The 24,578-nt window shown below is 72.8% G+C and carries 27 protein-coding genes and 1 pseudogene; 4 read left to right on the top strand and 24 right to left on the bottom strand.

Annotated elements, in window-relative coordinates:
- Nucleotides 1-23: 23 nt before the first annotated feature.
- Nucleotides 24-356, bottom strand: a pseudogene (locus tag LV457_RS08560) (DUF4229 domain-containing protein); the annotation flags it as partial.
- A gap of 47 nt (nt 357-403) precedes the next feature.
- On the opposite strand from LV457_RS08560, the gene LV457_RS08555 reads away from it, so the two are divergent.
- A complete protein-coding gene (locus LV457_RS08555) occupies nt 404-583 on the top strand; it encodes a hypothetical protein (RefSeq protein WP_232170337.1) in 180 nt (59 codons plus the stop codon).
- On the opposite strand, the gene LV457_RS08550 is transcribed toward LV457_RS08555, so the two are convergent.
- The 8 genes from LV457_RS08550 to LV457_RS08515 form a co-directional block, all read right to left on the bottom strand.
- Nucleotides 580-2,019 (bottom strand): MinD/ParA family protein, encoded by a 1,440-nt coding sequence (locus tag LV457_RS08550; protein WP_374198772.1) that lies wholly within the window; start codon nt 2,017-2,019, stop codon nt 580-582. The genes LV457_RS08555 and LV457_RS08550 overlap by 4 nt on opposite strands.
- Nucleotides 2,020-2,123: 104 nt before the next feature.
- Nucleotides 2,124-3,107, bottom strand: a complete 984-nt coding sequence (gene ccsB, locus LV457_RS08545) for a c-type cytochrome biogenesis protein CcsB (protein WP_232170336.1) — start codon at nt 3,105-3,107, stop codon at nt 2,124-2,126.
- Nucleotides 3,104-4,669 carry a cytochrome c biogenesis protein ResB gene (locus LV457_RS08540; protein WP_232170459.1) on the bottom strand — a complete coding sequence of 522 codons (1,566 nt, stop codon included), beginning with the start codon at nt 4,667-4,669 and terminating at the stop codon, nt 3,104-3,106. Before LV457_RS08540 ends, ccsB begins: the two co-directional genes overlap by 4 nt.
- 26 nt (nt 4,670-4,695) lie before the next feature.
- On the bottom strand, nt 4,696-5,469 hold the full coding sequence (locus tag LV457_RS08535; RefSeq protein ID WP_232170335.1) for a cytochrome c biogenesis CcdA family protein: 774 nt from the start codon (nt 5,467-5,469) through the stop codon (nt 4,696-4,698).
- The gene (locus LV457_RS08530) at nt 5,466-6,065 is read right to left on the bottom strand and encodes a TlpA disulfide reductase family protein (protein ID WP_232170334.1); all 600 of its coding nucleotides are present in this window, start codon (nt 6,063-6,065) and stop codon (nt 5,466-5,468) included. Before LV457_RS08530 ends, LV457_RS08535 begins: the two co-directional genes overlap by 4 nt.
- Nucleotides 6,062-6,643, bottom strand: coding sequence for a histidine phosphatase family protein (locus LV457_RS08525; RefSeq protein WP_232170458.1), 582 nt, complete (start codon nt 6,641-6,643; stop codon nt 6,062-6,064). The genes LV457_RS08530 and LV457_RS08525 overlap by 4 nt, the downstream gene beginning before the upstream one ends.
- 26 nt (nt 6,644-6,669) lie before the next feature.
- The gene (hemL, locus tag LV457_RS08520; RefSeq protein ID WP_232170333.1) at nt 6,670-7,992 is read right to left on the bottom strand and encodes a glutamate-1-semialdehyde 2,1-aminomutase; all 1,323 of its coding nucleotides are present in this window, start codon (nt 7,990-7,992) and stop codon (nt 6,670-6,672) included.
- A 58-nt stretch (nt 7,993-8,050) separates the two neighbouring features.
- Entirely contained in the window at nt 8,051-8,452 is a 402-nt protein-coding gene (locus tag LV457_RS08515) for a nitroreductase/quinone reductase family protein (RefSeq protein WP_232170332.1), read from the bottom strand.
- Nucleotides 8,453-8,475: 23 nt separating this feature from the next.
- Between LV457_RS08515 and LV457_RS08510 the strand changes: the two genes are divergently transcribed.
- Nucleotides 8,476-8,874 carry a nitroreductase family deazaflavin-dependent oxidoreductase gene (locus LV457_RS08510; RefSeq protein ID WP_232170331.1) on the top strand — a complete coding sequence of 133 codons (399 nt, stop codon included), beginning with the start codon at nt 8,476-8,478 and terminating at the stop codon, nt 8,872-8,874.
- 11 nt (nt 8,875-8,885) lie between these two features.
- Here the strand turns inward: LV457_RS08510 and LV457_RS08505 are convergent, their stop codons facing one another.
- The 13 genes from LV457_RS08505 to LV457_RS08445 all read right to left on the bottom strand — a co-directional run bounded on the left by LV457_RS08505 (nt 8,886) and on the right by LV457_RS08445 (nt 20,822).
- Nucleotides 8,886-9,479, bottom strand: a complete 594-nt coding sequence (locus LV457_RS08505; protein ID WP_232170330.1) for a TetR/AcrR family transcriptional regulator — start codon at nt 9,477-9,479, stop codon at nt 8,886-8,888.
- Nucleotides 9,466-10,335 (bottom strand): oxygenase MpaB family protein, encoded by an 870-nt coding sequence (locus LV457_RS08500; RefSeq protein ID WP_232170329.1) that lies wholly within the window; start codon nt 10,333-10,335, stop codon nt 9,466-9,468. Before LV457_RS08500 ends, LV457_RS08505 begins: the two co-directional genes overlap by 14 nt.
- Nucleotides 10,336-10,385: 50 nt before the next feature.
- Nucleotides 10,386-11,738, bottom strand: a complete 1,353-nt coding sequence (locus LV457_RS08495; protein WP_232170328.1) for a tetratricopeptide repeat protein — start codon at nt 11,736-11,738, stop codon at nt 10,386-10,388.
- A 50-nt stretch (nt 11,739-11,788) separates the two neighbouring features.
- Nucleotides 11,789-13,882, bottom strand: coding sequence for a cation-translocating P-type ATPase (locus tag LV457_RS08490; protein ID WP_232170327.1), 2,094 nt, complete (start codon nt 13,880-13,882; stop codon nt 11,789-11,791).
- A 38-nt stretch (nt 13,883-13,920) separates the two neighbouring features.
- Entirely contained in the window at nt 13,921-14,163 is a 243-nt protein-coding gene (locus LV457_RS08485; RefSeq protein WP_232170326.1) for a hypothetical protein, read from the bottom strand.
- Entirely contained in the window at nt 14,160-14,639 is a 480-nt protein-coding gene (locus tag LV457_RS08480; protein ID WP_232170325.1) for a DUF3093 domain-containing protein, read from the bottom strand. Before LV457_RS08480 ends, LV457_RS08485 begins: the two co-directional genes overlap by 4 nt.
- The gene (locus tag LV457_RS08475) at nt 14,632-15,021 is read right to left on the bottom strand and encodes a hypothetical protein (RefSeq protein ID WP_232170324.1); all 390 of its coding nucleotides are present in this window, start codon (nt 15,019-15,021) and stop codon (nt 14,632-14,634) included. The genes LV457_RS08480 and LV457_RS08475 overlap by 8 nt, the downstream gene beginning before the upstream one ends.
- 22 nt (nt 15,022-15,043) lie before the next feature.
- Nucleotides 15,044-15,499 (bottom strand): hypothetical protein, encoded by a 456-nt coding sequence (locus LV457_RS08470; RefSeq protein ID WP_232170323.1) that lies wholly within the window; start codon nt 15,497-15,499, stop codon nt 15,044-15,046.
- Nucleotides 15,496-16,476 (bottom strand): porphobilinogen synthase, encoded by a 981-nt coding sequence (hemB, locus tag LV457_RS08465; RefSeq protein WP_232170322.1) that lies wholly within the window; start codon nt 16,474-16,476, stop codon nt 15,496-15,498. The genes LV457_RS08470 and hemB overlap by 4 nt, the downstream gene beginning before the upstream one ends.
- 11 nt (nt 16,477-16,487) lie before the next feature.
- Nucleotides 16,488-18,101 carry a bifunctional uroporphyrinogen-III C-methyltransferase/uroporphyrinogen-III synthase gene (locus LV457_RS08460; protein ID WP_232170321.1) on the bottom strand — a complete coding sequence of 538 codons (1,614 nt, stop codon included), beginning with the start codon at nt 18,099-18,101 and terminating at the stop codon, nt 16,488-16,490.
- 13 nt (nt 18,102-18,114) lie between these two features.
- Complete coding sequence (hemC, locus tag LV457_RS08455) at nt 18,115-19,035, bottom strand: hydroxymethylbilane synthase (RefSeq protein WP_308192179.1); 921 nt, start codon at nt 19,033-19,035, stop codon at nt 18,115-18,117.
- Nucleotides 19,036-19,074: 39 nt separating this feature from the next.
- Nucleotides 19,075-20,454, bottom strand: a complete 1,380-nt coding sequence (locus LV457_RS08450) for a glutamyl-tRNA reductase (RefSeq protein ID WP_232170320.1) — start codon at nt 20,452-20,454, stop codon at nt 19,075-19,077.
- A gap of 101 nt (nt 20,455-20,555) precedes the next feature.
- Nucleotides 20,556-20,822, bottom strand: coding sequence for a glutaredoxin family protein (locus LV457_RS08445; RefSeq protein ID WP_232170319.1), 267 nt, complete (start codon nt 20,820-20,822; stop codon nt 20,556-20,558).
- A gap of 135 nt (nt 20,823-20,957) precedes the next feature.
- On the opposite strand from LV457_RS08445, the gene LV457_RS08440 reads away from it, so the two are divergent.
- Together LV457_RS08440 and LV457_RS08435 are read left to right on the top strand one after the other, a co-directional pair.
- Entirely contained in the window at nt 20,958-21,803 is an 846-nt protein-coding gene (locus LV457_RS08440) for an HAD family phosphatase (RefSeq protein WP_232170456.1), read from the top strand.
- A gap of 43 nt (nt 21,804-21,846) precedes the next feature.
- Entirely contained in the window at nt 21,847-22,362 is a 516-nt protein-coding gene (locus tag LV457_RS08435) for a MaoC family dehydratase N-terminal domain-containing protein (RefSeq protein WP_232170318.1), read from the top strand.
- A gap of 21 nt (nt 22,363-22,383) precedes the next feature.
- Here LV457_RS08435 and LV457_RS08430 read toward each other — a convergent pair whose 3' ends face one another.
- Both LV457_RS08430 and LV457_RS08425 read right to left on the bottom strand, forming a co-directional pair.
- A complete protein-coding gene (locus tag LV457_RS08430; protein WP_232170317.1) occupies nt 22,384-23,451 on the bottom strand; it encodes a lysophospholipid acyltransferase family protein in 1,068 nt (355 codons plus the stop codon).
- Nucleotides 23,452-23,486: 35 nt separating this feature from the next.
- Entirely contained in the window at nt 23,487-24,566 is a 1,080-nt protein-coding gene (locus LV457_RS08425; protein ID WP_232170316.1) for an SDR family oxidoreductase, read from the bottom strand.
- Nucleotides 24,567-24,578 lie beyond the last annotated feature (12 nt).

Here is a 24,578-nt window from a genome sequence, read left to right as displayed (position 1 = left end):
GGTGTCAATCCCCCGTCGCTCCGCTCGCCCGGTGTCAATCCCCCGTCGCTTCGCTCGCCCCGTAACCGCGCCTCCAGCTCCGCGCGGTCCCGCCGCCGTCGCTCGTCGATCGCCGCGACACTGGCGGTCGCCCGGCGCCGCAGCGGGGTGAACAACCAGATGCCCAGCGGCAGGCCGATCACGATCGCGAACGCGATCGCGACGTAGACCGGGAAGTCGTCGACGCCGGCGATCCGGAAGGCCCCGTAGATGACGGCCGCGAGCGCCACGGTCAGCAGGAGCCGGGCCAGCGTGTACACCGCCACGTCGGCGAAAACCCGGCCGCCGCTCGGCGCCGAGGGCTGCTCATCACTCACCCGGCGAGCTTACCGACGCGCGTATATTCGGTGACAGGAGGGATTTCGTGGTTTACCTGCTTCTTCTGCTCGCCGTCGCCGTAGTGGTCTATACGGGCTGGCGGCTGCTGCGCGCGAAGGCCCACCGGCCGCAACCCCGGGTCGTCGGCCCGGATGACGACCCCGATTTCCTGTGGCGCCTCGGCCGCGACGCCGGTGGCAATTCGAAGGATTCGCCGCAGGCCTAGGCGAACAGCTGCCGGGTGCGGTCGGCTTCCGGAAATCCGTCGGCCACCACGGCCGCCAGCTCGATCAGCGCCTCGCGGGTTTCGCGCCGCAGGCGGTCGAGGTCGATCTCGGCTCCCTCCTCGAGATGCGGGTCGAAGGGCACCAACCGCACCGCCTTGCACCGGCGCGAGAAGTGGTCCACCACCTTTTGCATGTCGACCTTGCCCGACCGCGGCCGCACCGCGTTGACCACCGCCACCGACCGCCGCACCAGGTCTTGATAGCCGTGCGCGTCGAGCCAGTCCAGCGTCGCGGATGCGCTGCGGGCGCCGTCCACCGAGCCGGAGCTCACCACGATCAACGCATCGGCCTTGGACAGCACCGACGACATCGCCGAGTGCATCAGCCCGGTGCCGCAGTCGGTGAGCACCAGCGAATAGAACTTCTCCAGGATCTCCAGCGTGCGCGCATAGTCCTCGGCCGAGAACGCCTCCGACACCGCGGGATCGCTCTCCGATGCGAGCACCTCCAGGCGGCTCGGCCCCTGCGAGGTGTAGCTGCGGACGTCGCTGTAGCGCGAAATGCCCTCGGCGTCGCGCAGCAGGTGGCGCACCGTCGCGGGCGTCTCCAACGGCACCTTCTGGCTGAGCGTGCCGCGGTCGGGGTTGGCGTCCACGGCGATCACCCGGTCGCCGCGGATCGAGGCGAACGTCGCGCCGAGCGTCGCGGTGATGGTCGTCTTGCCGACACCGCCCTTCAGCGACAGCAGGGCGATCCGATAGCAGCCCTGCAGCGGCGCGTTGACCTGGGCCAGCAGCGCCTGCCGGTGGCTGTGCTTCGGGCTCTCGCCGACGTTCACCAGCCGGCCGGTCGCGAGGTACAGCCATCGCCGCCAACCTCCCGACGGCGCGGGCTTCGACTGCCGCAGCAGCGCCGACGTCGACAGGTCGCGCGAGGTGGGTGTGCTCGGCGCCTGCAGCGGGCCGCCGGGCGCCACCGGCGGCGGAATCGGGTTCGTGTAACCGCCGAAGTGCGGCGGGGCAGGCGGCTGGGCTTGCGCCGTAGGCGGCTGGGCTTGCGCCGCCGGCGGCTGGGCCTGCGCCACCGGCGGCGGGATCGGGTTCGGGTAGCCGCCGAAGTGCGGCGGGGCAGGCGGCTGGGCTTGCGCCGCCGGCGGCTGGGCTTGAGCCGCAGGCGGTGACGCCGTGGTGACCGGTGCGGCGAAACCCGTCGGCGGGGTGTCGGCCGTCCACTCGGGCGGCGGGGCGTCGGCGGGATCGGTGAAGCGCCGCTCGGCGCGGAAACCGCCGGCCGACGGATACGGCGACGCAGCCGCTGCGGGCGGAGACACCGTCTGCTCGGTCACGTCCGGCGTCGCATAGCCCGGAAACAGTTGTCCGCCCGCGGATTCGACGCTGCGATAGCCGCCCTCGACGGCGCCGCCGCCCGATGACAGGTCCCGCTCGTGGCGGCCGTGGTGGTGCTTTTCGTCCCGGAAGTCGGACACGGGTTCCTTCCGCTGGTGGTCACGCAGGACACGTCGACACCCGAGATTAGTGCCTAGCCCACCCCGGCGTAGGAGTGCAGCCCGACCGTCACCAGGTTGATGAAGAACAGGTTGAAGACCATCGCGACGAAGCCGACGACGTTGATCCAGGCCGCCTTCCGGTCGCGCCAGCCGGCCGTCGAGCGGGCGTGCAGGTAGGCGGCGTAGACGACCCACGCGATGAACGACACCGTCTCCTTCGGATCCCAGCCCCAGTAGCGGCCCCATGCCTCCTCGGCCCAGATGGCGCCGAAGATCACGCCGAAACCGAACACCGGGAACGCGAAGATCGTGGTGCGGTAGGCGATCCGGTCGAGCGCTTGGGCGTCGGGCAACCGGCTCAGCACCCGCGCCGGCGAGCCACCGGTCTGCGGATCCCCGAGGCGCGAGGTCTTCAACAGGAACAGGATGCTCGCGACGCCCGCCACCAGGAACACCCCGGATCCCAGGCTCACCACCGACACGTGGATCGGCAGCCAATAGGACTGCAGCGCCGGCATGACGGGTGCGGCGTTGGCGTACAGCCAGCGGCCCGACACCGTCAGCAGCACGAGCACCGGCACCAGCACGAACACCCACAGCGCCCGGTACTGCGGCCGCCGCAGCACCACGGCGGCCGCCACCAGCCCCGACAGGCACGTCAGGTTGATGAACTCGTACATGTTGCCCCACGGCACCCGCGAGGTCGCGAGCCCGCGCAGCACCACACACACCGCCAGCGCCGCGATGCCGACGTAGGTCAAGGCCAGCCCCGCCCCGCCGACCCGCTCGTCGAACGGCCGCCGGGGCGCCTCCTGCACGACGCCCGGGATGGCGCTGTCGCGGGTCACCGCGCCGGTCGACGCGCCCACCAGTTCGCGCGCCTCCACCTTGCGGCCGCGGCTGTAGGCGAGCTCGACCGCCAACAGCAGCAGCGCCAGCACGAGCAGCACCACCGACGACGTGAACGCCCAGTCGGAGTACCGGGACAGCCCGATGTCCACGTGGGGGGTATTCATGACACCTTCTCCTTCACCGGCTCTGCGAACCCGTCGAGCAACCGGGACACCAGCCGCTCGAACTCGTCACCCCAGCCGGAGTTGTCGGTGCGCGCCAGGCCGCCTACCTCTACTTTCACGGTACTGGGCGCTTCTTGCTCCTCGCGTGGACGGCCGCCCCCCGGTGTCAGCCGGATCCAGACGCGGCGGCGGCGCACGATCAGCGACACCAGCAGCCCGCCCATCATCGTCATCGCGAACACCAGCACCCACAGCTGGCCGGGGTCGTGGGACACCTGCAGGTTGACGAACGGCGTCGCACCGTCGAAACGCACGCTGGTGCCGTCGGCGAGCCGCACGTCCTGGCCGGCGCGCAGGTTCACCCGCTGCTCCCGGGTCAGCCGGCCCTGCCCGATCAGCCGGGCGTCGAGCGTGAACAGCGACTGCGGCCGGCCGGTGTCCAGCCCGGTGTCGCCGCGGTAGATGTCGACGGCGACGGCGGGCTTGTTCTGCGCCGGGAAGCTCGACGACAGCAGCGTGCCGTCGAGCTGCTCGGTCGGCGCGAACAGGCCCTGGATCGCGATCTGGTTCTTCCGGCGCTCGTCGGGGTCGGGGTAGGTGCCGGCGGGCGGGTCGAACCGCATCACGCCGCTCGACAGCAGCGTGGTCGGGTCGTCGGGTCGCCACTGCACGGTCTGGGTGCGGGTCTGGCCGTCGGGGAAGGTGACGGTGAACGTCGGGGCGTAGCCGTGGCCCTGCAGGTACACCCGGTCGCCGCCGACGCGCAGCGGCTCGTTGACCTTGAGCCGGTAGGGCCGCCACGTGCCGGCCGCCAGGTCGTCGCCGGCCTGGTAGTCGATGTCGGCGGCGAACGACAGCGCCTGGCCGCTCGGCAAGTAGTCGGCGTCGAAGCTGTTGACGCGCACGCACATCGGGTACAGCGACGTGCCGTCGACGGTGTTGCCGGCACGGAAGGAGTCGAACGCCGCCGGCGACGCCGAGCAGAAGCCCGGACCGCTGTCGGCGACCACGATGACGTTGCCCTCGTAGCCGAACAGTCGGCCGACCGCGACGGCCACCAGCAGCCCGAGCAGCGAGAAGTGGAAGACGAGGTTGCCGAACTCGCGCAGGTAGCCCTTCTCCGCCGAGACTTCGGTCGCGTCGTCGGTCCGGCGGGTGACGGTCCGCCAGCCGCGCAGCCGCTGCGCGACCGCGGCGGCCACCTCGTCCGGCTCGGCCGCCACGGTCTGCTCGTGGTGCTTCGGCAGCCGGGACAGGTTGCGGGGCGCGGCGACGGGCACCGCCCGCAGCGAGCGCGCGTGCTCGACCAGCCGCGGCAGCAGGCAGCCGATCAGCGAGACGAACAGCAGCACGTAGATGGCGGTGAACCAGGCGCTGGAGAACACGTCGAACGCCTGCACCCGGTCCAGCCACGGCCCCAGCGTCGGGTGCTCGGCGAGGTATTCGTCGACCTTGGCCTCGTTGAGGTTGCGCTGCGGCAGCAGGGCGCCGGGGACCGCGGCGAGCGCCAGCAGGAACAGCAGCACCAGCGCGGTGCCCATCGACGTCAGCGCCCGCCACAGGTTGCGCAGCGTCGCCAGCGCGCGCGTCATATCGGCAGCCGCGCGTCGGTGACGAACGCGTCGCGCACCCAGGAGATGAAGTCGTTCCAGACGCCGGTGACCAGGGCGGCGCCGACGACGACGAGCAGCACCCCGCCGAAGATCTGGATCGCGCGGCCGTGACGGCGCAGCCAGCCGACGCCCTGCACGGCCCGGGCCGATCCGAGGGCCAGCGCGATGAACGGCAGCCCGAGGCCCAGGCAGTAGGCCACCACCAGCGCCACCCCGCGCGCGACGGTCTGCCCGTCGCTGGCGGCCGCCAGCGTCATCACGCCGGTGAGCGTCGGCCCCAGACACGGCGTCCAGCCCAGCGCGAACACCGCGCCGAGCAGCGGCGCGCCCGCCAGCGTCGACACCTGCCGGGGACTGAACCGCACCTGCCGCTGCAGCACCGGGACCATGCCGAGGAACACCAGGCCCATGCCGATGGTGACGACGCCGCCGATCCGTTGCAGCAGCAGCTGATTGGTGATGAGCGTGGTCGTCATGCCGAGCACCGCGACGGTGCCGAGCAGGAACACCGCGGTGAAGCCGGCGACGAACAGCGCGGCCGAGCCGGCGACGCGCCACCGCACCGCCGGCGGCGCCTGCACCGTGCCACTGTCGTCCGAAACACCCACGACGGCAGCCAGATACGACAGGTAGCCGGGCACCAGCGGCACCACGCACGGCGACGCGAACGACACCAGGCCGGCCAGCGCGGAGACCGCCAGCGCGACGAGCAGCGGCCCGGCGGCCGCGGTGTCGGCGAAGCCGGTCACGCCGCACCCGTATCCGGTTCGGCGGCAACGCGTTCCACCACCGGCTGCAGGTCCTGCGCCAGCAGCTCGCGCAGGAAGACCGCCGCCACCCGGTGCCGGCGGTCGAGAACCACGGTCGACGGGATGACCGTGGTGGGGTACTTTCCGCCGAACGCGATCAGCGTCCGCATCGGCGGGTCGTAGATCGACGGGAACGTGATGCGGCGGTCGGTGACGAAGTCGACCGCGGCGTCGCGGTTCTGGTCGCGGACGTCGATGCCCAAAAACGCCACCCCACGATCGCGGGTCGCGTCGTACACCCGCTGCAGCTGCGTGATCTCGGTGCGGCACGGCCCGCACCACTGACCCCACACGTTGAGGACGACGACCTGCCCGGCGAAGTCGTCGAGCGACCGGGTCATGGCCGGATTCCGCAGGTCCGGCCCGCTGATCGGGCCGGGCCGGCCGCGGTCGGCCGGCGGGTCGTAGCGGATGTCGGTCTGGCCGCCCGGAGCGACGAACTCGAACGTCCCGCCCTGGGCGACGGCGTCGTCACCGGTGGCGCACCCGGCGAGCACGGCCACCGCGCACACCACCCCGACGACGAGCCGCTTCACTGTCCGGCCAGCTCCGCGTACCCCCAGCCGACGCAGTCGTCGCCGGAGAAGTAGAACGACGTCACCGACGCCAGGTTGCACATCCGCCGGGTGGGCAGGTGGTGCAGCGGCTGCCCCCGCATCGAGCGGCGCAGCGTCTCGACCGGCAGCTGGTGGCTGACGCACACCGCCTCGTGGCCCGCCGCCTTGTCCCGCGCCCGGTGCAGCGCCGCGGTCATGCGCTCGGCGACCTGCGCGTACGGCTCGCCCCACGACGGGGTGCGCGGATTGCGCAGATACCGCCAGTTGAGCGGGTTGCGCAGCGCGCCGTCGCCGGGTGAGACCTTCTTGCCCTGGAAGACGTTCTCCGACTCGATGAGATCGGCGTCGGTGTCGATCGACACCCCGCGCGCCGCCGCGATCGGCGCGGCGGTCTCCTGCGCCCGCTCCAGCGGGGAGGCCACCACGTAGACGATGTCGCGCCCGGCGAGCCAGCCGGCGACGGCCGCGGCCTGCGCCCGGCCGCGGGCCGACAGGTGGTAGCCGGGCAGCCGGCCGTAGAGGATCTGGTCGGGGTTCTCGACCTCGCCGTGGCGCATCACGTGCACCACGGTGCGCACCGCGCTCACGTCGCCGTCGCCTCGGCCGCGGCGCGGGCCGCGGCCGGCAGCGCGTCGGCGATCCGACCGAACGCGTCGTCGTCGAGGGCCGCGGAAACGAACCACGTCTCGAACGCGCTGGGCGGTGCGTACACGCCGCCGTCGAGCAGCGCGTGGAAGAACGCCGGATACCGCCACGTCTCGCTGGCGCGGGCGGCGGTGAAGTCCGCGACCGGCCCGTCGCCGAAGAACACCGAGAAGAAGGTGCCGGCGCGCGGGATCGTGTGCGACACACCGTGTTCGGTCAGCGCCTCGGACAGCAGCGCGGTGACCCGGTCGGCGGCGGTGTTCAACGCGGCGTACACGCCGTCGTCGGCGGCCCGCAGCGTCGCCAGCCCGGCGGCCACCGCCACCGGGTTCCCCGACAGCGTGCCCGCCTGGTACACCGGGCCCAGCGGGGCGAGCCGCTCCATGACCTCGGCGCGGCCCCCGAACGCCGCCGCGGGCAGCCCGCCGCTCATCACCTTGCCGAACGTGTAGAGGTCGGCCGCGACCCCCTCCAGGCCGTACCAGCCCGAGCGGCTCATGCGGAAACCCGTCATCACCTCGTCGAGGATCAGCAGCGCGCCGTGATCGGCGGTCACGCGGCGCAGCGCGGCGTTGAAACCCGGCTGCGGCGGCACGGTCCCCATGTTGCCGGGGCAGGCCTCGGAGATGACGCAGGCGATCTCGGGGCCGAAGCGGTCGAAGGCCTCTTCGACGGCCGCCACGTCGTTGTAGGGCAACACCAGCGTGTCGGCGGCCGTGGCGCCGGTGACGCCGGGCGAGGACGGCAGCCCCAGCGTCGCGACGCCCGAACCGGCGTCGGCGAGCAGCGCGTCGACGTGGCCGTGGTAGCAGCCGGAGAACTTGATCACCTTCGCGCGGCCCGTGAACCCGCGGGCCAGCCGCACCGCACTCATGGTGGCCTCGGTGCCGGAGTTCACCAGCCGCACCCGCTCGACCGGTTCGACGCGCGCGACGAGCTCGGCGGCCAGCTCGCTCTCGGCGGGCGTGGGCGCCCCGAACGACAGCCCCGACGCCGCCGCGCGCTGCACCGCCTCCACCACCGCGGGGTGGGCGTGCCCGAGGATCATCGGGCCCCACGAGCACACCAGGTCGACGTAGCGGTTGCCGTCGGCGTCGGTGAGCAGGTAACCGCTGGCCTCGGTGATGAAGCGGGGTGTGCCGCCGACGGAGCGAAACGACCGCACCGGCGAGTTCACCCCACCCGGGATGACCGCGGCGGCCTCGGCGAACAACCGCGCCGACGTCGCGGTGTTCGCCGCGGTCTGGTCCGTGCTGCGCATGGCTTCCAGTGTCCCAGCTCGGCGCGCGATGTCGACTACAGGGTGTAGTTGTCCGCTGTCAGCGATCAGCGGGGTCGAGGCGGAACACCGGGTGATCGGCCGGATCGGGCAGCCGGCGGAAGTACGCCTCCACCGCGCGGCCCGCCGCCGCCCGGTACGCCTCGATGATCGGCGGCCGCTCGGCGGCGGCGATCTCCACCGCGGTGTGCCGGCTCTGCCGACCGTCTCGGGTCAGCGTCACCGTCGCGCGGGCGCGGGCGTTGCGCACCCACTGCGACTCCCCGCGCGTCGACACCAGGTAGGTCGCGCCGTCGACGTCGACCGGGATGACGGGCACCCGCTGCGGGTAGCGCGTCCGGCGACCGGTGACGGTCAGCACCACGGTGTGCGAGACGCCGGTGGCCATGGCGAGCCGGTTGAACACCTTGGCGGTGAGCCACGGGGGCTTGAGGTACGCCATGGTCACCGAGTGTGATGGTGCCCATGCAACTCCCGCAATGGCTGGGTGCGCGCCGGCGCGCCCAGTTCAACCGCCAGGTGGTCAACCGGCTCGTCGGGCCGCTGTCCGGCCATGTTCCGCTGTGGTCGGTCGTCGAGCACACCGGCCGCCGCTCCGGCCGCGTGTACCGCACGCCCGTCACGATGTTCCGCACCGACGACGGTGTGGCGATCCTGCTCCCCTACGGCCGCGACACCGACTGGGTGCGCAACCTGCGGGCCGCCGGCGGCGGGCGGATCACCATGACCGGGACGACGCTCGGCGTCAGCGATCCGCGCGTGGTGCCGACGTCGGAGGCCGTCGCGCACCTGGGGCAGCCGTGGAAGCTCATCCTCGGCCGGTTGGGCGTCAAGGAGACGCTGCTGCTCAGCGTGGACCGGTAGGGCAGGCGGCCTCACACCGGCTGGCTGCGCAGCGACGCCGGCAGGCTGGGCAGGAAGTGCCGCTGCGCGAAAGCGCGGATGTCGTCGGCGGTGTCGAGCGCGCCGGCGCCGGGCAGCAGCAACGCCATCAGCGCATATCGCAGGATCGTGTCGCCGAGCTCGGCCACCGCGGCGTCACCGACCCGCGCGACGAAGCCCGCGGGCATGATCACCCGCAGCGCCTCGGTCATCCGCAGCAGCGCCGCGCCGTAGTGGGCGTGCGCCAGCTCCACGGTGAGCCCCGGCTCGTCGACGATCATGCGGTTGAGCACCCGGTGCCGGCGGAAGCGCAGGATCGCCGCCGTGAACGCCTCGACGTAGTAGTTCGCCTGCGGCCCGGCACTTCGCAGTTCGTCGGCGATCTCGGCGAACAGCGCGGCGTTCTCGCGGTCGATCACCGCGGCCACCAGCTCGTCGCGGCCCGCGAAGCGGCGGTAGATGGTGGTGCGGCTGACACCGGCGCGCCGCGCGACGTCGTCGAGCGCCACCCGCCGGAAGCCGTGCTGCTCGAACTCCGCGACGGCGGCGTCGAGGATCGCGTCCGTGGCGGCGTCAGCGCCGGGCATAGCCGGCCCGCGCATAGGAGTTGTAGCGCACGCGCATCGGCAGCCGGTCCCACACCCAGTTGACCGGGCGCGACCGCCAGCACGCCGCGAACCGCTGGTAGCGCCGCTCCTGGGCATCGCTCCACGGCAGGCCGAGCAGCGCGCGGGCCCGCGGCGGCAGCCCGCCCGTCGTCAGGAACGCCGCCAGCGGGTTGAACACCGGCGCCACCAGCCGCCACACCAGCGGATGCACCGCCTTGGGCTTGGGGAAGCCCTTGGTGACGTAGCCGACGCCGTACTGGGCCGTCTTGTGGGCGACGACGACCTCGTCGAGCATGTGGTCCCAGTAGCGCTCGAAGGCGGCGTAATCGGCGGGCATCGGCCGCTCGCTGACGCCGTAGCGGCGGTACCAGGTCTTCGACTCGGAGTAGATCTGCTCTTTCTCGGCGCGCGAGAGCCGCTTGACGAAGGTGTCGGCGAAGTACAGCACCTGCTCGACGAACGTCGCGTGCGCCCAGAAGTACGTCTCGGGATCCAGCGCGTGGTAGCGGGCGGTCCTCCCGTCGGGAAGGGTCATGTCGCCCTTGATCTGGTGGTGGAAGTCGCGGACCTGCCGGCCGGCGTTCTCGTCGTCCGATCCGTAGACCGTCCGGAAGATCGGCGGCAGCGAGCGCTTGACGCGCGCGGAGGTGTCGGAGAAGAACACCGAGTGGTCGAGGACACCCTGCCCGAGCGGCTCGAGCATGTTCTGCAGCACCGCCGGCCGCGGCCCGATGAGATACATCCGGTTGTCGCCGAAGTACCGCCAGACCAGGGAGTCCGGGCCCAGCGGGAGGGCGTCGTCGGCAGCGGTCGGAGTATCCGCGAGCTCAGTCATACGCACGATGTTACAGAATTTGTACTTTGTACCGAAACGGGCGGCGCAGGTCACACCGGCGGCGTGCTGTGCACGACGGCCGACAGGTGGGCGCGGGCCCGGGCGGTGAGCTGGTGCTGGTCTCCCAGCGCGTGCACGCAATCGGCGACCAGCGCCTCGGCCTCCGCCGCCGCGCCGGTCGGATCGCGGTGGTGCCGGCGCCGCACGGCGAGCTCGTAGCGGGCGCCGAGAACGTCCGGGTGGCCGTCGCCGAGGTCGCGCCGCAGCGCGGCGATGTGCCGCTTGGCCGCGACCACCTCGGCGAGCAGGCTGTCCGCGGCGCCGTCGTCCCCGACCGACTCGCGCCACCAGGCCTGCCATTGCGCCAGCGCCTGGCGGGCCGCGGCGGTGTTCGGATGCTGCGGCCCGAAGACCGCGGCCTCGTCGGCGGCGAGCAGCTCCCACTCGCTCACCGCCTCCATCGCGTCGGCGCGCCGCTGCCCCCAGGCCGCCAGCAGGTGACGCGCGACCAGGGTGCCCGGCGCGTCCGGTCCCGCCGCCCGCGCATAGTCGCCGACCAGCTCGCGAAGCGCCGCGACGGCGGCCGGCACGTCGCCGGACTCGCCCTGCCAGGTGGCGACGGCCAACCGGCTGGCCAGGGTGTCGGGATGCTGCGCGCCGAGCACCCGCCAGCGCCCGGCCAGCACCTCGGCGCCCTCGGCGATGGCGCCCAGGAAATCCCCGAGCCGGCGGCGGAAGACCGCGACGTTGTAGCGCGCGGCGAGCGTGGTGGGGTGGTCCGGGCCCAGGATGCGCTGCTCGTCGGCCAGCAACCGGACCCATTCGGTGAGGGCGGCGCCGGGTTCGGCGTCGTCGCCGCCGGCGTGCGCCAGGTGGTGCCGCACGGTCACGGTCTCGGGGTGGTCGCCGCCCAGCACCTGCTCGAAGTCGGGCAGCATCGCCGCGAACTCGGCCGTGGCGGCGCCGATGTCCCCGGAGTGCCACCGCCAGCTCGCGATGGCGCTGCGGGTCGTCACGGTGTCGGGGTGGTCGGCGCCGAGCACCCGGGTGCGGCCGGCCAACACCTCCTCGCCCTCGCGGATGGCGGCGTCGAAGTCGCCGGCCTGCGCGCGCGCCGCCGCCCGGTTGTACTGCGCGACCAGGCCGGTCGGGTGGTCCGGGCCCAGAATTCGGACGCATTCGGCCCACAGCCGCTCCCACTCGACCACCGGGTCGGGCAGTTCGCCGGCCAGCCCCTGGGCATAGGCCAGCATCACCCGGGTGGACAGCGTCTCGGCGGTGTCGTATCCCGGCCACTGGTCGGCGAGCAACTGCTGCAGGTCGTAGATCGCCACGGGTAGGTCGCCGCCGCGCGCACGGGCCAGCGCGTCGCGCGTGCGGGCCGCAGCAGTCGCCTCGTCCACGCCTGCCATCCAAACAGACGCCGCACCCGCCGGCGGGCACGAAATCGCGGTCAGCCGGGGACGCGCCGCAGCCGCAGGCTGTTGCCGACGACGAGCACCGAGGACGCGGCCATCGCGGCGCCGGCGATCATCGGGTTCAGCAACCCGAACGCCGCGAGCGGCAGGGCGGCGACGTTGTAGGCGAACGCCCAGAACAGGTTGCCGCGGATGGTCGCGAGCGTGCGGCGGGCGAGCCGCAGCGCGACGGGCACGGTGCGCAGGTCGCCCCGCACCAGCGTGATGTGGCCGGCCTCGATGGCCGCATCGGTGCCGGTGCCCATCGCCATGCCGATGTCGGCCGTCGCGAGCGCCGGGGCGTCGTTGACGCCGTCGCCGACCATCGCGACCCGGTGGCCGCGGGCCTGCAGGTCGGCGATCACGCCCGCCTTTTCGTCGGGCAGCACCTCGGCGATCACGTCCTCGGGCGCGATGCCGACCTCGCGGGCCACCCGGTGGGCGGCGCCGCGCGCATCGCCGGTGAGCAGCATCGGTCGGATGCCCATCGCCGCGAGCTCCGCGATCGCGGCGGCGCTGCTGTCCTTGACGGTGTCTGCGAGCTCGATCACCGCGCGGCGCCCGCCGTCCCAGTTGACCGCGACGCCGGTGTCGCCGCCGCCGGCGCGGGTGAGCGTGATCTCGCGGCCGGCCACGGTGCCGCGGACACCCTCGCCCGGGACGCTGACGAAGTCGGTGACCGGCGGCACCGACAGGCCCCGCTCGCGCGCGGCGGCGACGATCGCGGTGGCGATCGGGTGTTCGGACGCCGACTCCACGGCGGCCGCGAGCCGCAGCGCCTCCCCGGCGTCCTCGCCCTCCTCGGGCCGCACGTCGGTGACCGCCATGACGCCGGTGGTCACGGTGCCCGTCTTGTCGAAGACCACCGTGTCGACCCGCGTCACCGCCTCGAGCACCTGCGGCTCCTTGAGCAGGACGCCCAGCTGCGCGCCGCGGCCGGTGCCGACCAGGATCGCGGTCGGCGTGGCCAGGCCGAGCGCGCACGGGCAGGCGATGATCAGCACCGCCACCGCGGCGGTGAACCCGTCGGCGGCGCTGTGGCCGGCGAGCAGCCAGCCCGCGAGCGTGACGGCCGCGATCGCCAGCACCACCGGCACGAACACCGCCGACACCCGGTCGGCCAGCCGCTGCACCGACGCCTTGGCGTTCTGCGCGTCGGCGACCAGGCGGCCCATCCGGGCTAGCTGCGTGTCGGCGCCCACCCGCGTCGCCCGCACCGTGATGCGGCCGGAGGTGTTCACGGCGCCGCCGAGCACCGGGTCGCGCACGCCGACGTCGACGGGCACGGCCTCGCCGGTCAGCGCCGAGGTGTCGAGCGCCGACGCGCCGCCGGTCACCACCCCGTCGGTGGCGATCCGCTCGCCGGGCCGCACCACGAATTCGTCGCCGACGCGCAGCTGCGCCACCGGCACCCGCTGCTCGACGCCGTCGCGCAACACCGCGGCGTCCTTGGCTCCCAGCGACAGCAACTCGCGCAGCGCCGCGCCGGCGGACCGTTTGGCGCGGGCCTCGGCGTGGCGGCCCGCCAGCAGGAACACCGTGACGACGGCCGCGACCTCGAAGTAGACGTGGTCCGACCACCGGGTCAACAGGGCAACGGTCGACCAGCCGAACGCGGCGAGCGTGCCGATGGACACCAGGGTGTCCATGGTCGCCGCCCGGTGGCGCGCCGCCCGCAGCGCCGCCGCGTGGAACGGGTAGCCGCCCCAGCCGACGATCGGTGCGCTGAGCGCGAGGACCAGCCACTCCCAGCCCGGAAAGTGCAGGACCGACACCATCGACAGCGCCAGGACCGGCACGGCCAGCGCGGCGGAGACCACCAGCCGGGCGTTCAGCGGCGGCGCCGGCTCTGGGTCGGTGTCGACCGGTGCGGCCGGGACGACGGTCGCCTGGTAGCCGATCTCGTGGACGGCGGCCACCAGGTCCGCCGGGGTGACGGTGGACGCGTGTTCGACGTGGGCGCGTTCGACGGCGAAGTTGACCGTCGCCCGGACGCCGTCGAGGTCGTTCAGCCCGCGCTCGACGCGCGCCGCGCACGAGGCGCACGACATGCCGCGCAGTTCCAGGTCGGTGACGGCAGGCGATCCCATGCGGACAATGATACCCCCGGGGGGTACCCGATAGGGGCTTACGAGCGGCCCCGGTACCAGCGGGTGAACGCCGCGACGACGCACAGCCCGCCCAGCGTCGCCAACGCCACCGAAAGCGCCATCAGCGACGCGTCGTACTGCAACCCGGTCTGCGCCGGTTCGCCCGGCGCCAGCGGCTCGATGTCGACGCGCGACGGGGCCGACAGCCAACAGAACACCGCGGCGGCGAAGCAGCCGACGGCCGCCGCGGCCGGCACCAGCACCGCCCGCCGCACGGTCACGCCTCCCGCCGGGCGAGCACCTCGACGAGCGCCGCCCGCAGCCCGCGGTGGTTGCGGGCCCAGGCCTGCACGGTCCGGTCGTCGGTGAGCTCCAGGCCGATGCCGGTGCGGCCGCGGGGCACGCCGCTGAGCTCACCGAGCGCCCGCGACGACTGCCACTTGGCCGTCTCCTGCCCGCCGCGACCGGTGTTCTCCGCTTCGGGGTACATGCGCACGATCTCGCTGATCGGCAGTCGCTGCGCGCCCTGGCGCAGGTAGTCGGGCGTCAGCTCCACCGAGGTGTGGATGCGCGCGGCGTGGATCTGCAGCGCGATGAAGCCGCTGACCAGCACGAAGAAGATCAGCGGCACCACCGGCTGCCACCCCATGCCGGCGTTGTACTGGATGCCCACCATCGTCAGGCCGGCGGCGGGCCCGGCGAGCAGCCACCACCAGCTCGCGCCCGGCTCGAAGAACAGCGGCGACTCGTCAGCCACCGCCGTCTCCCTCCGTCACGGGCGCGGCGAACCACTCCGACGCACCGGCGCGGTGGATCACGATGGCGCCGACCATCGCCAGCACGGTGATGAGCAGGCTCAGATAGGTCGGCGTGAACAACACCAGCAGCACCGACACCGTCACCACCAGCGCGACCGCCGCGCGCCGGTGACGGCCGTCGCCGCGGTACGCCTTGCCCGCCAGATAGGCCAGCGCGAAGCCGGTGGCGATCCACAGGCCGCCGAAGCCCCGAATCAGCCAGGGCACCGGGTGCTGCGGCGACACCAGGAGCAGGCCCAGCGCCACGAGCAGCACGGCGGCCACCAGCCACAGCGCGAAGGCGACGGTCACCGACCGCGGCCGTCGGGAAGGAGTTGTCATGGCAGCCTCAGCCTATCGGTGCTCAGCGCGTGAAGAACTGGCCGGCGTCCTTGCGGTGCACCAGCACCAGCCCGCCCGCCACCAGCACCGATCCGAAGATGACGCACGCGGCGTACACCACGGCGACCACCGGCGGCCGGTCGCCGCCGAACAGGTTGCTCACCGACACCACCACCGCGGCCAGCCCGCCGCCGGCCAGCACCGAGCGCGCCCACCGGTAGCCCTGGCGCATGAGGAACAGGAACGTGACGACGAGCGACGCGAGCACCACCACGACGAACGCGGTCGCGGCGAGGGTGACGACGCGCCCGGCCCCGGACCGGGGCGCCAGCGCGACGGCGTTGACGACGTAGGCGGTGGCCAGCAGCGGCAGCGCGGCCAGCCACAGCCAGAATCCGGTGTCGACGTCCTCGGGCCGGCTCGCCGGCGTGTCCTCGGGCCGCCCGGCCGGGGCGTGGCCGTGCTCGCGGTCGGTCACGACACCCACTCCGCGATGTCGGCGGCCCAGTAGGTCAGCACGATGTCGGCGCCGGCGCGCCGGATGCTCGTCACGGACTCCAGCGCGGCGGCACGCCCGTCGATCCAGCCGCGCTCGGCCGCGGCGGCGATCATCGCGTACTCGCCGGAGACCTGGTAGGCGGCGACCGGAACCGACGAGATCTCGGCGGCGGCGGCCAGCACGTCGAGGTAGGCCATCGCCGGTTTCACCATGATGATGTCGGCGCCCTCGTCGAGGTCGAGCCGCACCTCGCGCAGCGCCTCGCGCCCGTTGCCGCTGTCCTGCTGGTAGGTGCGCCGGTCACCCTGCAGGCTCGACGCGACGGCCTCGCGGAACGGGCCGTAGAACGCCGAGGCGAACTTCGCGGCGTAGGCGAGGATCACCACGTCGGAGTGGCCCGCGGCGTCCAGGCCGTCGCGGATGGCGGCGACCTGGCCGTCCATCATGCCGCTGGGCGCCACGACGTGGGCGCCCGACGCCGCCTGCGCGACGGCCATCGTGACGTACTGGGCGTTGGTGGCGTCGTTGTCGACCCTGCCGCGCGCGTCGAGGACGCCGCAGTGGCCGTGGTCGGTGAACTCGTCGAGGCAGGTGTCGGCCATCAGCACGGTGGCGTCGCCGAGGTCGGCCCGCAGATCGCGCAGCGCGACGTTGAGGATGCCGTCGGCGTCGATGGCACCGGAGCCGGTCGCGTCCTTGTCGTCGTCGCGGGGGACGCCGAAGAGCATGAGCCCGCCGACGCCGGCGGCGACGGCCGCTTGCGCCGCCCGGCGCGCCGAGTCGCGGGTGTGCTGCACGACGCCGGGCATCGAGGCGATCTCCCGCGGAGCGTGCAACCCGTCGGCGACGAACATCGGCAGCACCAGGTGCCGCGGCGCGACGTCGGTCTCGGCGACCAGCCGCCGCAACGCCGGGGTCGACCGCAGCCGTCGCGGCCGCTGCCGGAGCGATGTCACGGGACCGCTACCTAGCGCCGCCGGCTCTTCTTGCGCGGCGGCGGCAGCGCACCGTCGGCGCGGAGCCGGGCGGCGTGCTCGGCCAGCGCGTCGACCAGCGGGCCGATCGCCGCGGTCTCGGGCTGCACGTCGACCCGCAGGCCGAACTCGACGGCGGTCTCGGCGGTCTTGGGCCCGATGCACGCCACGATGGTGCGGGCGTGCGGCTTGCCGGCGATGCCGACCAGGTTGCGGACCGTGGAGCTCGACGTGAAGCACACCGCGTCGAAGCCACCCGACTTGATCATCTCGCGGGTCTGCGCGGGCGGCGGCGCGGCGCGCACGGTGCGGTAGGCGGTGACGTCCTCGATTTCCCAGCCGCGATCCCGCAGCCCCTCGGCGAGGGTCTCGGTCGCGATGTCGGCGCGCGGCAGCAGCACCCGGTTCACCGGGTCGAAGATGTCGTCGTACTCGGGGAACTCCTCGAGCAGCCCGAGCGAGGACTGCTCGCCGGACGGGATCAGCTCCGGCGTGACGCCGAACGCCCGCACCCGGTCCGCCGTGGCCTGGCCGACGCAGGCGATCTTGACCCCCGAGAACGCCCGCGCGTCGAGCCCGAACTCGCTGAACTTCTCCCACACCGCGCGCACCGCGTTGGTGGAGGTGAAGACCACCCACTGGTAGCGGCCGTCCACCAGGCCCTTGACGGCGCGCTCCATCTGCGCGGGGCTGCGCGGCGGCTCGACGGCGATGGTCGGCACCTCGACGGGGGTGGCGCCGTGGGACACCAACCGGTCGCTCATGTCGCCGGCCTGGTCCTTGGTGCGGGGCACGAGCACGGTCCAGCCGTACAACGCCCGGCTCTCCCACCAGTTGAGCTTCGCCCGGTGCGACACCGTGCGGCCGATGGTGACCACGAGCGCGCCGGTGAACGGGCCGGCCGGGTCGGCGGCGCCGATCGCGGCGCGGTCGGTCAGCTCGAGCAGCGTGGCCTCCAGGGAGCGCTGCTGGCAGGTGGTGCCCTGCGCGGTGACGACGCACGGGGTGGTCTCTTCGAGCCCGAAGTCGACGAGCGCGCGGGCCGCGTCGGGCAGGTGTTCGGGGGTGGCGTGCAGGATCAGCGGTCCGGGGGCCGCGGCGAGCGCCGCCCAGTCGACGTCGGCGCGGACGTCGGCGACGGTGTGCGACGAGCCGAGCGGCAGACCCGCATAGGTGGGCACCGCGGTGGTCGGCGGCAGCCCGGGCACCACCTCGAACGGCAGCGCGGTCTTGGCGACGGCGTTGACCTCGGCCAGCACGGCGTCGCTCGACAGCGGATCACCCGCCACCAGCCGGATCACGTCACCGCCGGCCTTCGCCTCGGTGATCAGCGTCCGCGCCACCTCGGCCGGATCGCCGAGCGCCGGGCGGATCTCCGGAACCAGCGGCGCGTCGCCGGTGGCCGGGTCCGCGGGCGGGGTGGTCTTCTCCGCCGGCAGCGCCGAGCCGACCAGCGTCAGCACCGCCTGCGGCACGTCGGGATCGGTGAGCACCATGTCGGCGCCCGCCAGGATTGATCTCGCCCGCACGGTCAGCAGGCCGGGATCGCCCGGACCCGACCCTACGAAGAGGATGCGGCCCGGATGGGCTTTGCGGCCTCGGCTCATGACCATTCTGGTGTCACTCCTGCTCCATCACCTCGCGCGCGCCCAGCTCGAACAGCTCCGCCGCCACCGCAGCTCCCAGCTCCGCGGCTGCGTCGGGCGTTCCGATGCCGGACGCACGGATCACGTCGGATCCGTCCACCGCCGCCGCGCACGCACGCAGCGACAGCTCTTCGAAGACGCGACCGTCCTCATCGATCGACTCGACCACCTCGGCGATCGCGCCCACCGGTGCGGAGCACCCCGCCTCCAGTTCGGCGAGCAGGACTCGTTCTGCGGTGACCGCTGCGCGCGTATCGGCGTCGTCCAGCTCCGCCAGCACGGCGGCGAGCCGGGTGTCGCCGGCGCGGCATTCGACGGCCAGCGCACCTTGGGCCGGGGCCGGCAACATCTGCACCGGCTCCAGCGTCTCGGTGATATCGCGGCGGCGACCGATGCGGGACAGTCCCGCCCGGGCCACCACGACGGCGTCGAGTTCACCACTGCTTACCCTGTTCAACCTGGTATCTAGGTTGCCCCGTAGGGGGCGGATTTCCAAACCGAGACCCAGTGCTCTAAGCTGCGCGATCCGTCGCGGGGCCGACGTGCCGATCACCGAGCCAACCGGCAGCTCCCCCAGCACCAGGCCGTCGCGGGCCACCAGCGCGTCGCGCGGATCCTCCCGCGGCGGGATCGCGGCGATGGTGAAGCGCGGGTCGGCGGCCGTCGGCAGGTCCTTGTACGAGTGCACCGCGGCGTCGACGCGGCCGTCGGCGACGGCTTCGCGCAGCGCGGCGGTGAACACGCCGACGCCGATCTCGGCAATCGGCGCATCCGACTCGTCGCCCGCCGTCTTGATGACGACGAGCTCGGCGCGATGGCCGTTGGCCTCCAGCGCGTCGCGGACCATGCCGGCCTGGGTGGTGGCGAGCAGGCTCCCGCGCGTGCCGATGCGGATCGGAGCGGTGTCGGTCTCGACCGTGCCGGGGCTCAAGCGCTACTCGTGCAGATCCGGTGCGGTCGCCGGTTCGATGCGGTAATCCGTTGCGAGCATTGGCAATTCGCCCGCGGTGGCCACGGCGTCGACGGCGGTGGGGTCGAGTTCGAACAGTTCGCGCAGCGCCTCGGCATAGCTGTCGCCGCCCGGCGTGCTCGCCAGTTGCTTGACGCGCACGGTGGGGGCGTGGAGGAGCTTGTCGACGACGCGGCGCACGGTGCGCGCCACCTCGTCGCGGTCGGCGGTGCCCAGGCCCGGCAGCCGGTTGTCCAGTCGCAGCAGCTCGGCCTCGACGACGTCGGCGGCGCGCTGGCGCAGCGCGGTGACGGTGGGTGTGACCTCGGCCATGCGCTGCTTGGCCAGGTAGGTGGCCACCTCGGTGGCGACGATGCGGCGCGCGAGTTCGGTGTCGGCGGCGGCGGCGTGGGCCGCCGGCTCGCGCTGCACGCGGTCCATGTCGATGACGTCGACGCCGGGCAGGCCGGCCACCGCGGCGTCGACGTCGCGGGGCATGCCGAGGTCGCAGCACACCAGCGTCCGGCGGTCGGCCGGCGCGCGGTCCGCCAGCGCGGTGTGGACGTCGGCGAGCGACACCACCGGGCTGACGGCGCCGGTACAGCAGACGGCGACGTCGGCGTCGCGCAGCGCGACCGCCATGTCCGCCAGCCCGTGCGCGTCGGCGCGGACGCCGGCCTCCCGCAGCGTGGCGACGAGCCGGTGTGCCCGCGGCAGCGACCGGTTGACGACGTGCACCTGCCCGATCCCGGCGCGGATCAGGTGCTTGGCGGCCAGCGCGCCCATGGAGCCGGCGCCGACGATCACCGCGGTGCGGCCCGCGAGCCCGGATTCGAGCCGCCGGTCGGCCATGCCGAGCGCCACCGACACCACCGAGGCGCCCGCGGCGTCGATGCCCGTCTCGGCGTGCACCCGCTTGCCCACCGACAGCGCGCGCTGCGCCAGCTCGTGCAGGACGCGGCCGACGGCGTGCTGCGATTCGGCGCCGGCGTAGGCGCGCCGCACCTGGCCGAGCACCTGCTGCTCGCCCAGCACGGCCGAATCGAGCCCGCTGGCAACCGAGAACAGATGCTCGACGGCGGCCTCGGCGTAGCGGACGTAGGCGTACTTGGTGAGGTCACCCATCGACATGCCGGACTGCTCGGCCAGCACCTGGCCGATGGCCGAGAGGCCGCCGTGGAAGGCGTCGACGACGGCGTACACCTCGACGCGGTTGCAGGTCGACAGCAGCATCGCCTCGCTGACGACGGCGGACTGCAGCAGCCGGTCGACGATCTTCGACTGCTCGGCTTCGTCGGTGCTCAACTGCTCCAGCACGCTGACCGGCGCGCTTCGGTGGGACACACCGAAAAGCAGGATGCTCACGACTTGCTCACGACCTCTGTATCCCTTGCAGCCGGAATGATCGGGGGATCACAATCCACGGTAATCGTTTACCAGCTGGCCGGACAAATCAGTGGGCGGGTTCACGAACCGGCGCGACGGCGCGCCAGATCGGCACGCAACCGCGGCTCGTCGACCTCCCAGTAACTGTGTTCGGCGCCGTCGAGCAGCACCACCGGCAGCCGGTCGCCGAACTCCGCCCGCAACGTCGAGTCCCCGGCCGCGGCCGCCTCGTCGACGTCGGTCACCGTCAGCGCGACATCGAGCTCGGCGGCCAGCGCGGACAACTGCGCGGCGATCCGGCGGCAGATCTCGCAACCGGCGCGGGTCAACAACGTCAGCTCGGGCACGGCGTCCAGTATCCGTCGGCGGGTCGCTATTAGGGTTGTGAGGGGGTTGGCAGGGAGAGGACCGTGGGCAGCAGGGACAAGACCGATCCGGAAGCCGTCGCCGACGCGCTTCTGGCACCCGGCGGCGATGCCGAGCTGGCCGGCGACGCCAGCGCGGAGGCGGCCGTCGCACAGCGGCCGACGACGCCGCCGCCGGCCGACCTCACGGCGGCGGCCTTCTTCGACGTGGATAACACGCTGGTGCACGGCTCGTCGCTGGTGCACTTCGCGCGCGGACTCGCCGCCCGGCAGTACTTCACCTACGGCGACCTCGCAAAGTTCGTGTACGCGCAAGCCAAGTTCCAGCTCACCGGCCGCGAGAACAGCGACGACGTCGCCGCCGGGCGGCGCAAGGCGCTCGCGTTCATCGAGGGCCGCTCGACCGCCGAGCTGATGGCGCTGGGCGAGGAGATCTACGACGAGATCATCGCCGACAAGATCTGGCCCGGCACCCGGGCGCTGACGCAGATGCACCTCGACGCCGGGCAGCAGGTGTGGCTGGTGACCGCCACGCCCTACGAGCTCGCCATCACCATCGCCAGGAAGCTGGGGCTCACCGGCGCGCTCGGCACCGTCGCCGAATCGGTCGACGGCGTGTTCACCGGGCGGCTGGTCGGCGACATCCTGCACGGGCCCGGCAAGGCACACGCGGTGCGCGCGCTCGCCATCCGCGAAGGGCTGAACCTGCGCCGCTGCACCGCCTACTCCGACAGCTTCAACGACGTCCCGATGCTGTCGCTGGTGGGCACGGCGGTCGCCATCAACCCCGACGCCGACCTGCGTGACCTGGCGCGCGAACGCGGCTGGGAGATCCGCGACTACCGCACCGCGCGCAAGGCCGCCCGCATCGGCGTGCCGTCGGCGCTGGCGCTCGGCGCGGCGGGCGGCGCACTCGCCGCGGTCGCCTCGCGGCGCGACGGCCCGCTGTTGAGGTTCCGATAGGCTCTTCGCCGGTCCGCCCGCCGACGAAGGAAGCAGTTCACCCATGGCTCTCGCCGAGGAGATCATCGGTACGCACTACCGCCATCCCGACTATTTCGCCGTGGGTCGCGAGAAGGTCCGCGAGTACAGCGCCGCGGTGCAGGCCGACCATCCCGCCCACCACGACGAGGCCGCGGCGGCCGAGCTCGGGTACGACGGCCTGGTGGCGCCGCTGACGTTCATCGCGGTGGCGGGCCGCCGGGTGCAGCTGGCGATGTTCGAGAAGTTCGACGTGGGCATCAACATCGCACGGGTGATCCACCGGGACCAGAAGCTGCTGTTTCACCGGCCGGTCAAGGTCGGCGACAAGCTGTTCTTCGACACCTACCTCGACTCGGTGCTGCAGTCGCACGGCACGGTGATCACCCAGCTGCGCAGCGAGGTCACCGACGCCGACGGCGAGCCGGTGATGACCACCGTCGTCACGATGATCGGCGAGGCCGAGAGCGACGAGGCCTCGGCCGAGCAGGTGGCCGCCATCCGCGCGCGGCTGCTCGGCCAGGCGACCCCGGGCGCCTGACGCCGGCGTCGCTGAGCAACCTCAGCCGAGGAAAGTGTTGCGCCGGCCGGCGAGCAGCCGGTACAGCGTCTGCTGGATGGTCTCGCGCACCTGGTCGGTGATCTCGAACGTCACCATCGGGTCGTCGGAGGCGGAGTCGTCGTAGTCCTCGGTGGGAATCGGCGTCCCGAACTCGATGTGCCACTTGGACGGCAGCGGGATCAGGCCGCCCAGCCCGGCGAGCGGGAACAGCGGCGTCACCGGGAAGTACGGCAACCCGAGCAGCCGCGCCACCAGCTTCAGGTCGGTGAGCATCGGATAGATCTCCTCGGAGCCCACGATGGAGCACGGCACGATGGGCGCCTTGGTGCGCAGGGCGGCCGACACGAACCCGCCGCGGCCGAAACGCTGCAGCTTGTAGCGGTCGCGGAACGGCTTTCCCAGGCCTTTGTAGCCCTCCGGGAACACCGCGGTGAGCTCGCCCTTGCTGAGCAGCCGGTGGGCGTCGGTGGTGCAGGCCATGGTGTGGCCGGCCTTGCGGGCGGCAACTCCCAGCACCGGCGAGTCGAAGACCAGGTCCGCCGCGAGCAGCCGGAGGTCGCGGTGCGCCGGGTGGTGGTCGTGCACCGCGACGGAGAGCATCAGCCCGTCGAGCGGCAGCACACCGGCGTGGTTGGCGACGACGAGCGCCGCACCCGTCTCCGGCAGGTTCTCCACACCGGAGACCTCGACCCGGAACCAGGACTGATAGAACACCCGCAGCAAAGGAAGGACGATTGCCGAGTTGAAGTGCGGATCGAAGCCGAACTCGTCCACGGAGTAGTCGCCGGTGAGCCGTTCGCGCACGAACGCGGCCGCCGCGGAGATGCGCTGGGCGAGCTCGTTCGGCGCGGACCCGACGTCGTCGCCGGCACCGGCGCCGCCGCGCCGCTCGTCGATCTCCCGGACGACCGCGGCGATCTGCTCGGCCGAGGCGCGGGTGCCGGGGTCGGTCAGCAACGAGGGATGCCGGCGGGCGGCGTCCAGGCGGGCACCCACCCGTCGCGCTGCCGCGGCACGGCCCGAATTGCCGTGCAGCGGAATCACTTTCGCCTTCGACTCACCCGCCACGATGAAACCTTCTCCCCCACCGGTCCACTACGAACTCAATTACCCCAACGCTGCGCTGCCGCGACGGCGCGCCTTTCCAACGAGCGTACCCAGCGTGGGTCGATGATCGGGGTCAAACCACGGCCCCGGACGTAGTCGTCGAACGCCTCGGCGGTGGTCCACTTCGGGATGTACCCCAGCTCGGCGCGCATCCGCGTGGTGTCCATGACGCGCCCGTAGCTGAGGTAGTCGATCTGCTCGCGACTCAGTTCTGTCGCGCGGGTGGCCTTTCGCAGCGAATCGATGGCCCACACCGCGAAGCCCGGAACCGGCATCGGCACGCGGCCCGCGCGCCGGATCGCCTGCGACATCATGATGATGCCGTCCGCGCCGACGTTGAACGTCCCCGGGCGGCCGGCCACCGTGGCCCGCTCGAGCGCGCCGAGGGCGTCCTGCTCGTGCAGCAGCTGCAGCCGGGCGTCGCGGCCGGCGACCGTCGGCACCACCGGGCCGGCCAGGTAGCGCGACAGGGCGGTGTCCATGGCGGGCCCGATCATGTTGGCCAGCCGCAGGATGGTCACCGCGATGTCGGGGCGCCGCCGCCCCAGCCCGCGCACGTACCCCTCGATGTCGATGCTGTCGTGCGCGAACCCGTCGCGCGGCGGCCGGCGGCTCAGGCTGTCTTCGGTGAACACCACCGGGTCGCGCGGATGCGAGCCGTAGACCTCCGACGTCGACTTCAGCACCACCCGCCGCACCGACGGCGCCTTCTGGCAGGCCGCGAACAGCTGCATGGCGCCCATGACGTTCAGTTCCTTCAGCGCCGCGCGGCCGCCGGAGCTCGGGGCGTACGACGCGGCCGCGGCATGCACCACGGTGTCGACGTCGTTGTTGCGGATCACCTTGCTGATGAAGGGGTTCCGGATGTCCGCCCGCACGAAATCGGCCCGGCCCATCCGGCGCAGCAGGTCCTTGCTGGGGGCAGCGGCGTCGACGGCGATGACCCGCTCGATCTTCGGGTTCTGCGCCAGGCGCGCGGTGAGAAAACCACCGAGGAACCGGCAGGCGCCGGTCACCAGCACGACCTCCGGATGCGGTGGCGGTGGGTGCCCGTCCTTGGAGCCGGTCGACGTCACCTCGAACAGCCT

It is taken from the genome of Mycobacterium sp. MYCO198283, from assembly GCF_021213805.1.
GTDB lineage: Bacteria > Actinomycetota > Actinomycetes > Mycobacteriales > Mycobacteriaceae > Mycobacterium.
This window is presented reverse-complemented; position numbering and strand designations above follow the sequence as displayed.

What these genes read in the sequence shown, in the direction of transcription:
- LV457_RS08515 (WP_232170332.1), bottom strand. Translation starts at nt 8,452, where the DNA reads ATGGCGTACCTCAAGCCCCCGTGGCTCACCGCCAAGGTGTTCAACCGG.
- LV457_RS08475 (WP_232170324.1), bottom strand. Translation starts at nt 15,021, where the DNA reads ATGACAACTCCTTCCCGACGGCCGCGGTCGGTGACCGTCGCCTTCGCG.
- LV457_RS08460 (WP_232170321.1), bottom strand. Translation starts at nt 18,101, where the DNA reads ATGAGCCGAGGCCGCAAAGCCCATCCGGGCCGCATCCTCTTCGTAGGG.
- LV457_RS08525 (WP_232170458.1), bottom strand. Translation starts at nt 6,643, where the DNA reads ATGCGCCACGGCGAGGTCGAGAACCCCGACCAGATCCTCTACGGCCGG.
- LV457_RS08505 (WP_232170330.1), bottom strand. Translation starts at nt 9,479, where the DNA reads ATGCCCGGCGCTGACGCCGCCACGGACGCGATCCTCGACGCCGCCGTC.
- ccsB (WP_232170336.1), bottom strand. Translation starts at nt 3,107, where the DNA reads ATGAATACCCCCCACGTGGACATCGGGCTGTCCCGGTACTCCGACTGG.
- LV457_RS08435 (WP_232170318.1), top strand. Translation starts at nt 21,847, where the DNA reads ATGGCTCTCGCCGAGGAGATCATCGGTACGCACTACCGCCATCCCGAC.
- LV457_RS08500 (WP_232170329.1), bottom strand. Translation starts at nt 10,335, where the DNA reads ATGACTGAGCTCGCGGATACTCCGACCGCTGCCGACGACGCCCTCCCG.
- LV457_RS08490 (WP_232170327.1), bottom strand. Translation starts at nt 13,882, where the DNA reads ATGGGATCGCCTGCCGTCACCGACCTGGAACTGCGCGGCATGTCGTGC.
- hemL (WP_232170333.1), bottom strand. Translation starts at nt 7,992, where the DNA reads ATGCGCAGCACGGACCAGACCGCGGCGAACACCGCGACGTCGGCGCGG.
- LV457_RS08510 (WP_232170331.1), top strand. Translation starts at nt 8,476, where the DNA reads ATGCAACTCCCGCAATGGCTGGGTGCGCGCCGGCGCGCCCAGTTCAAC.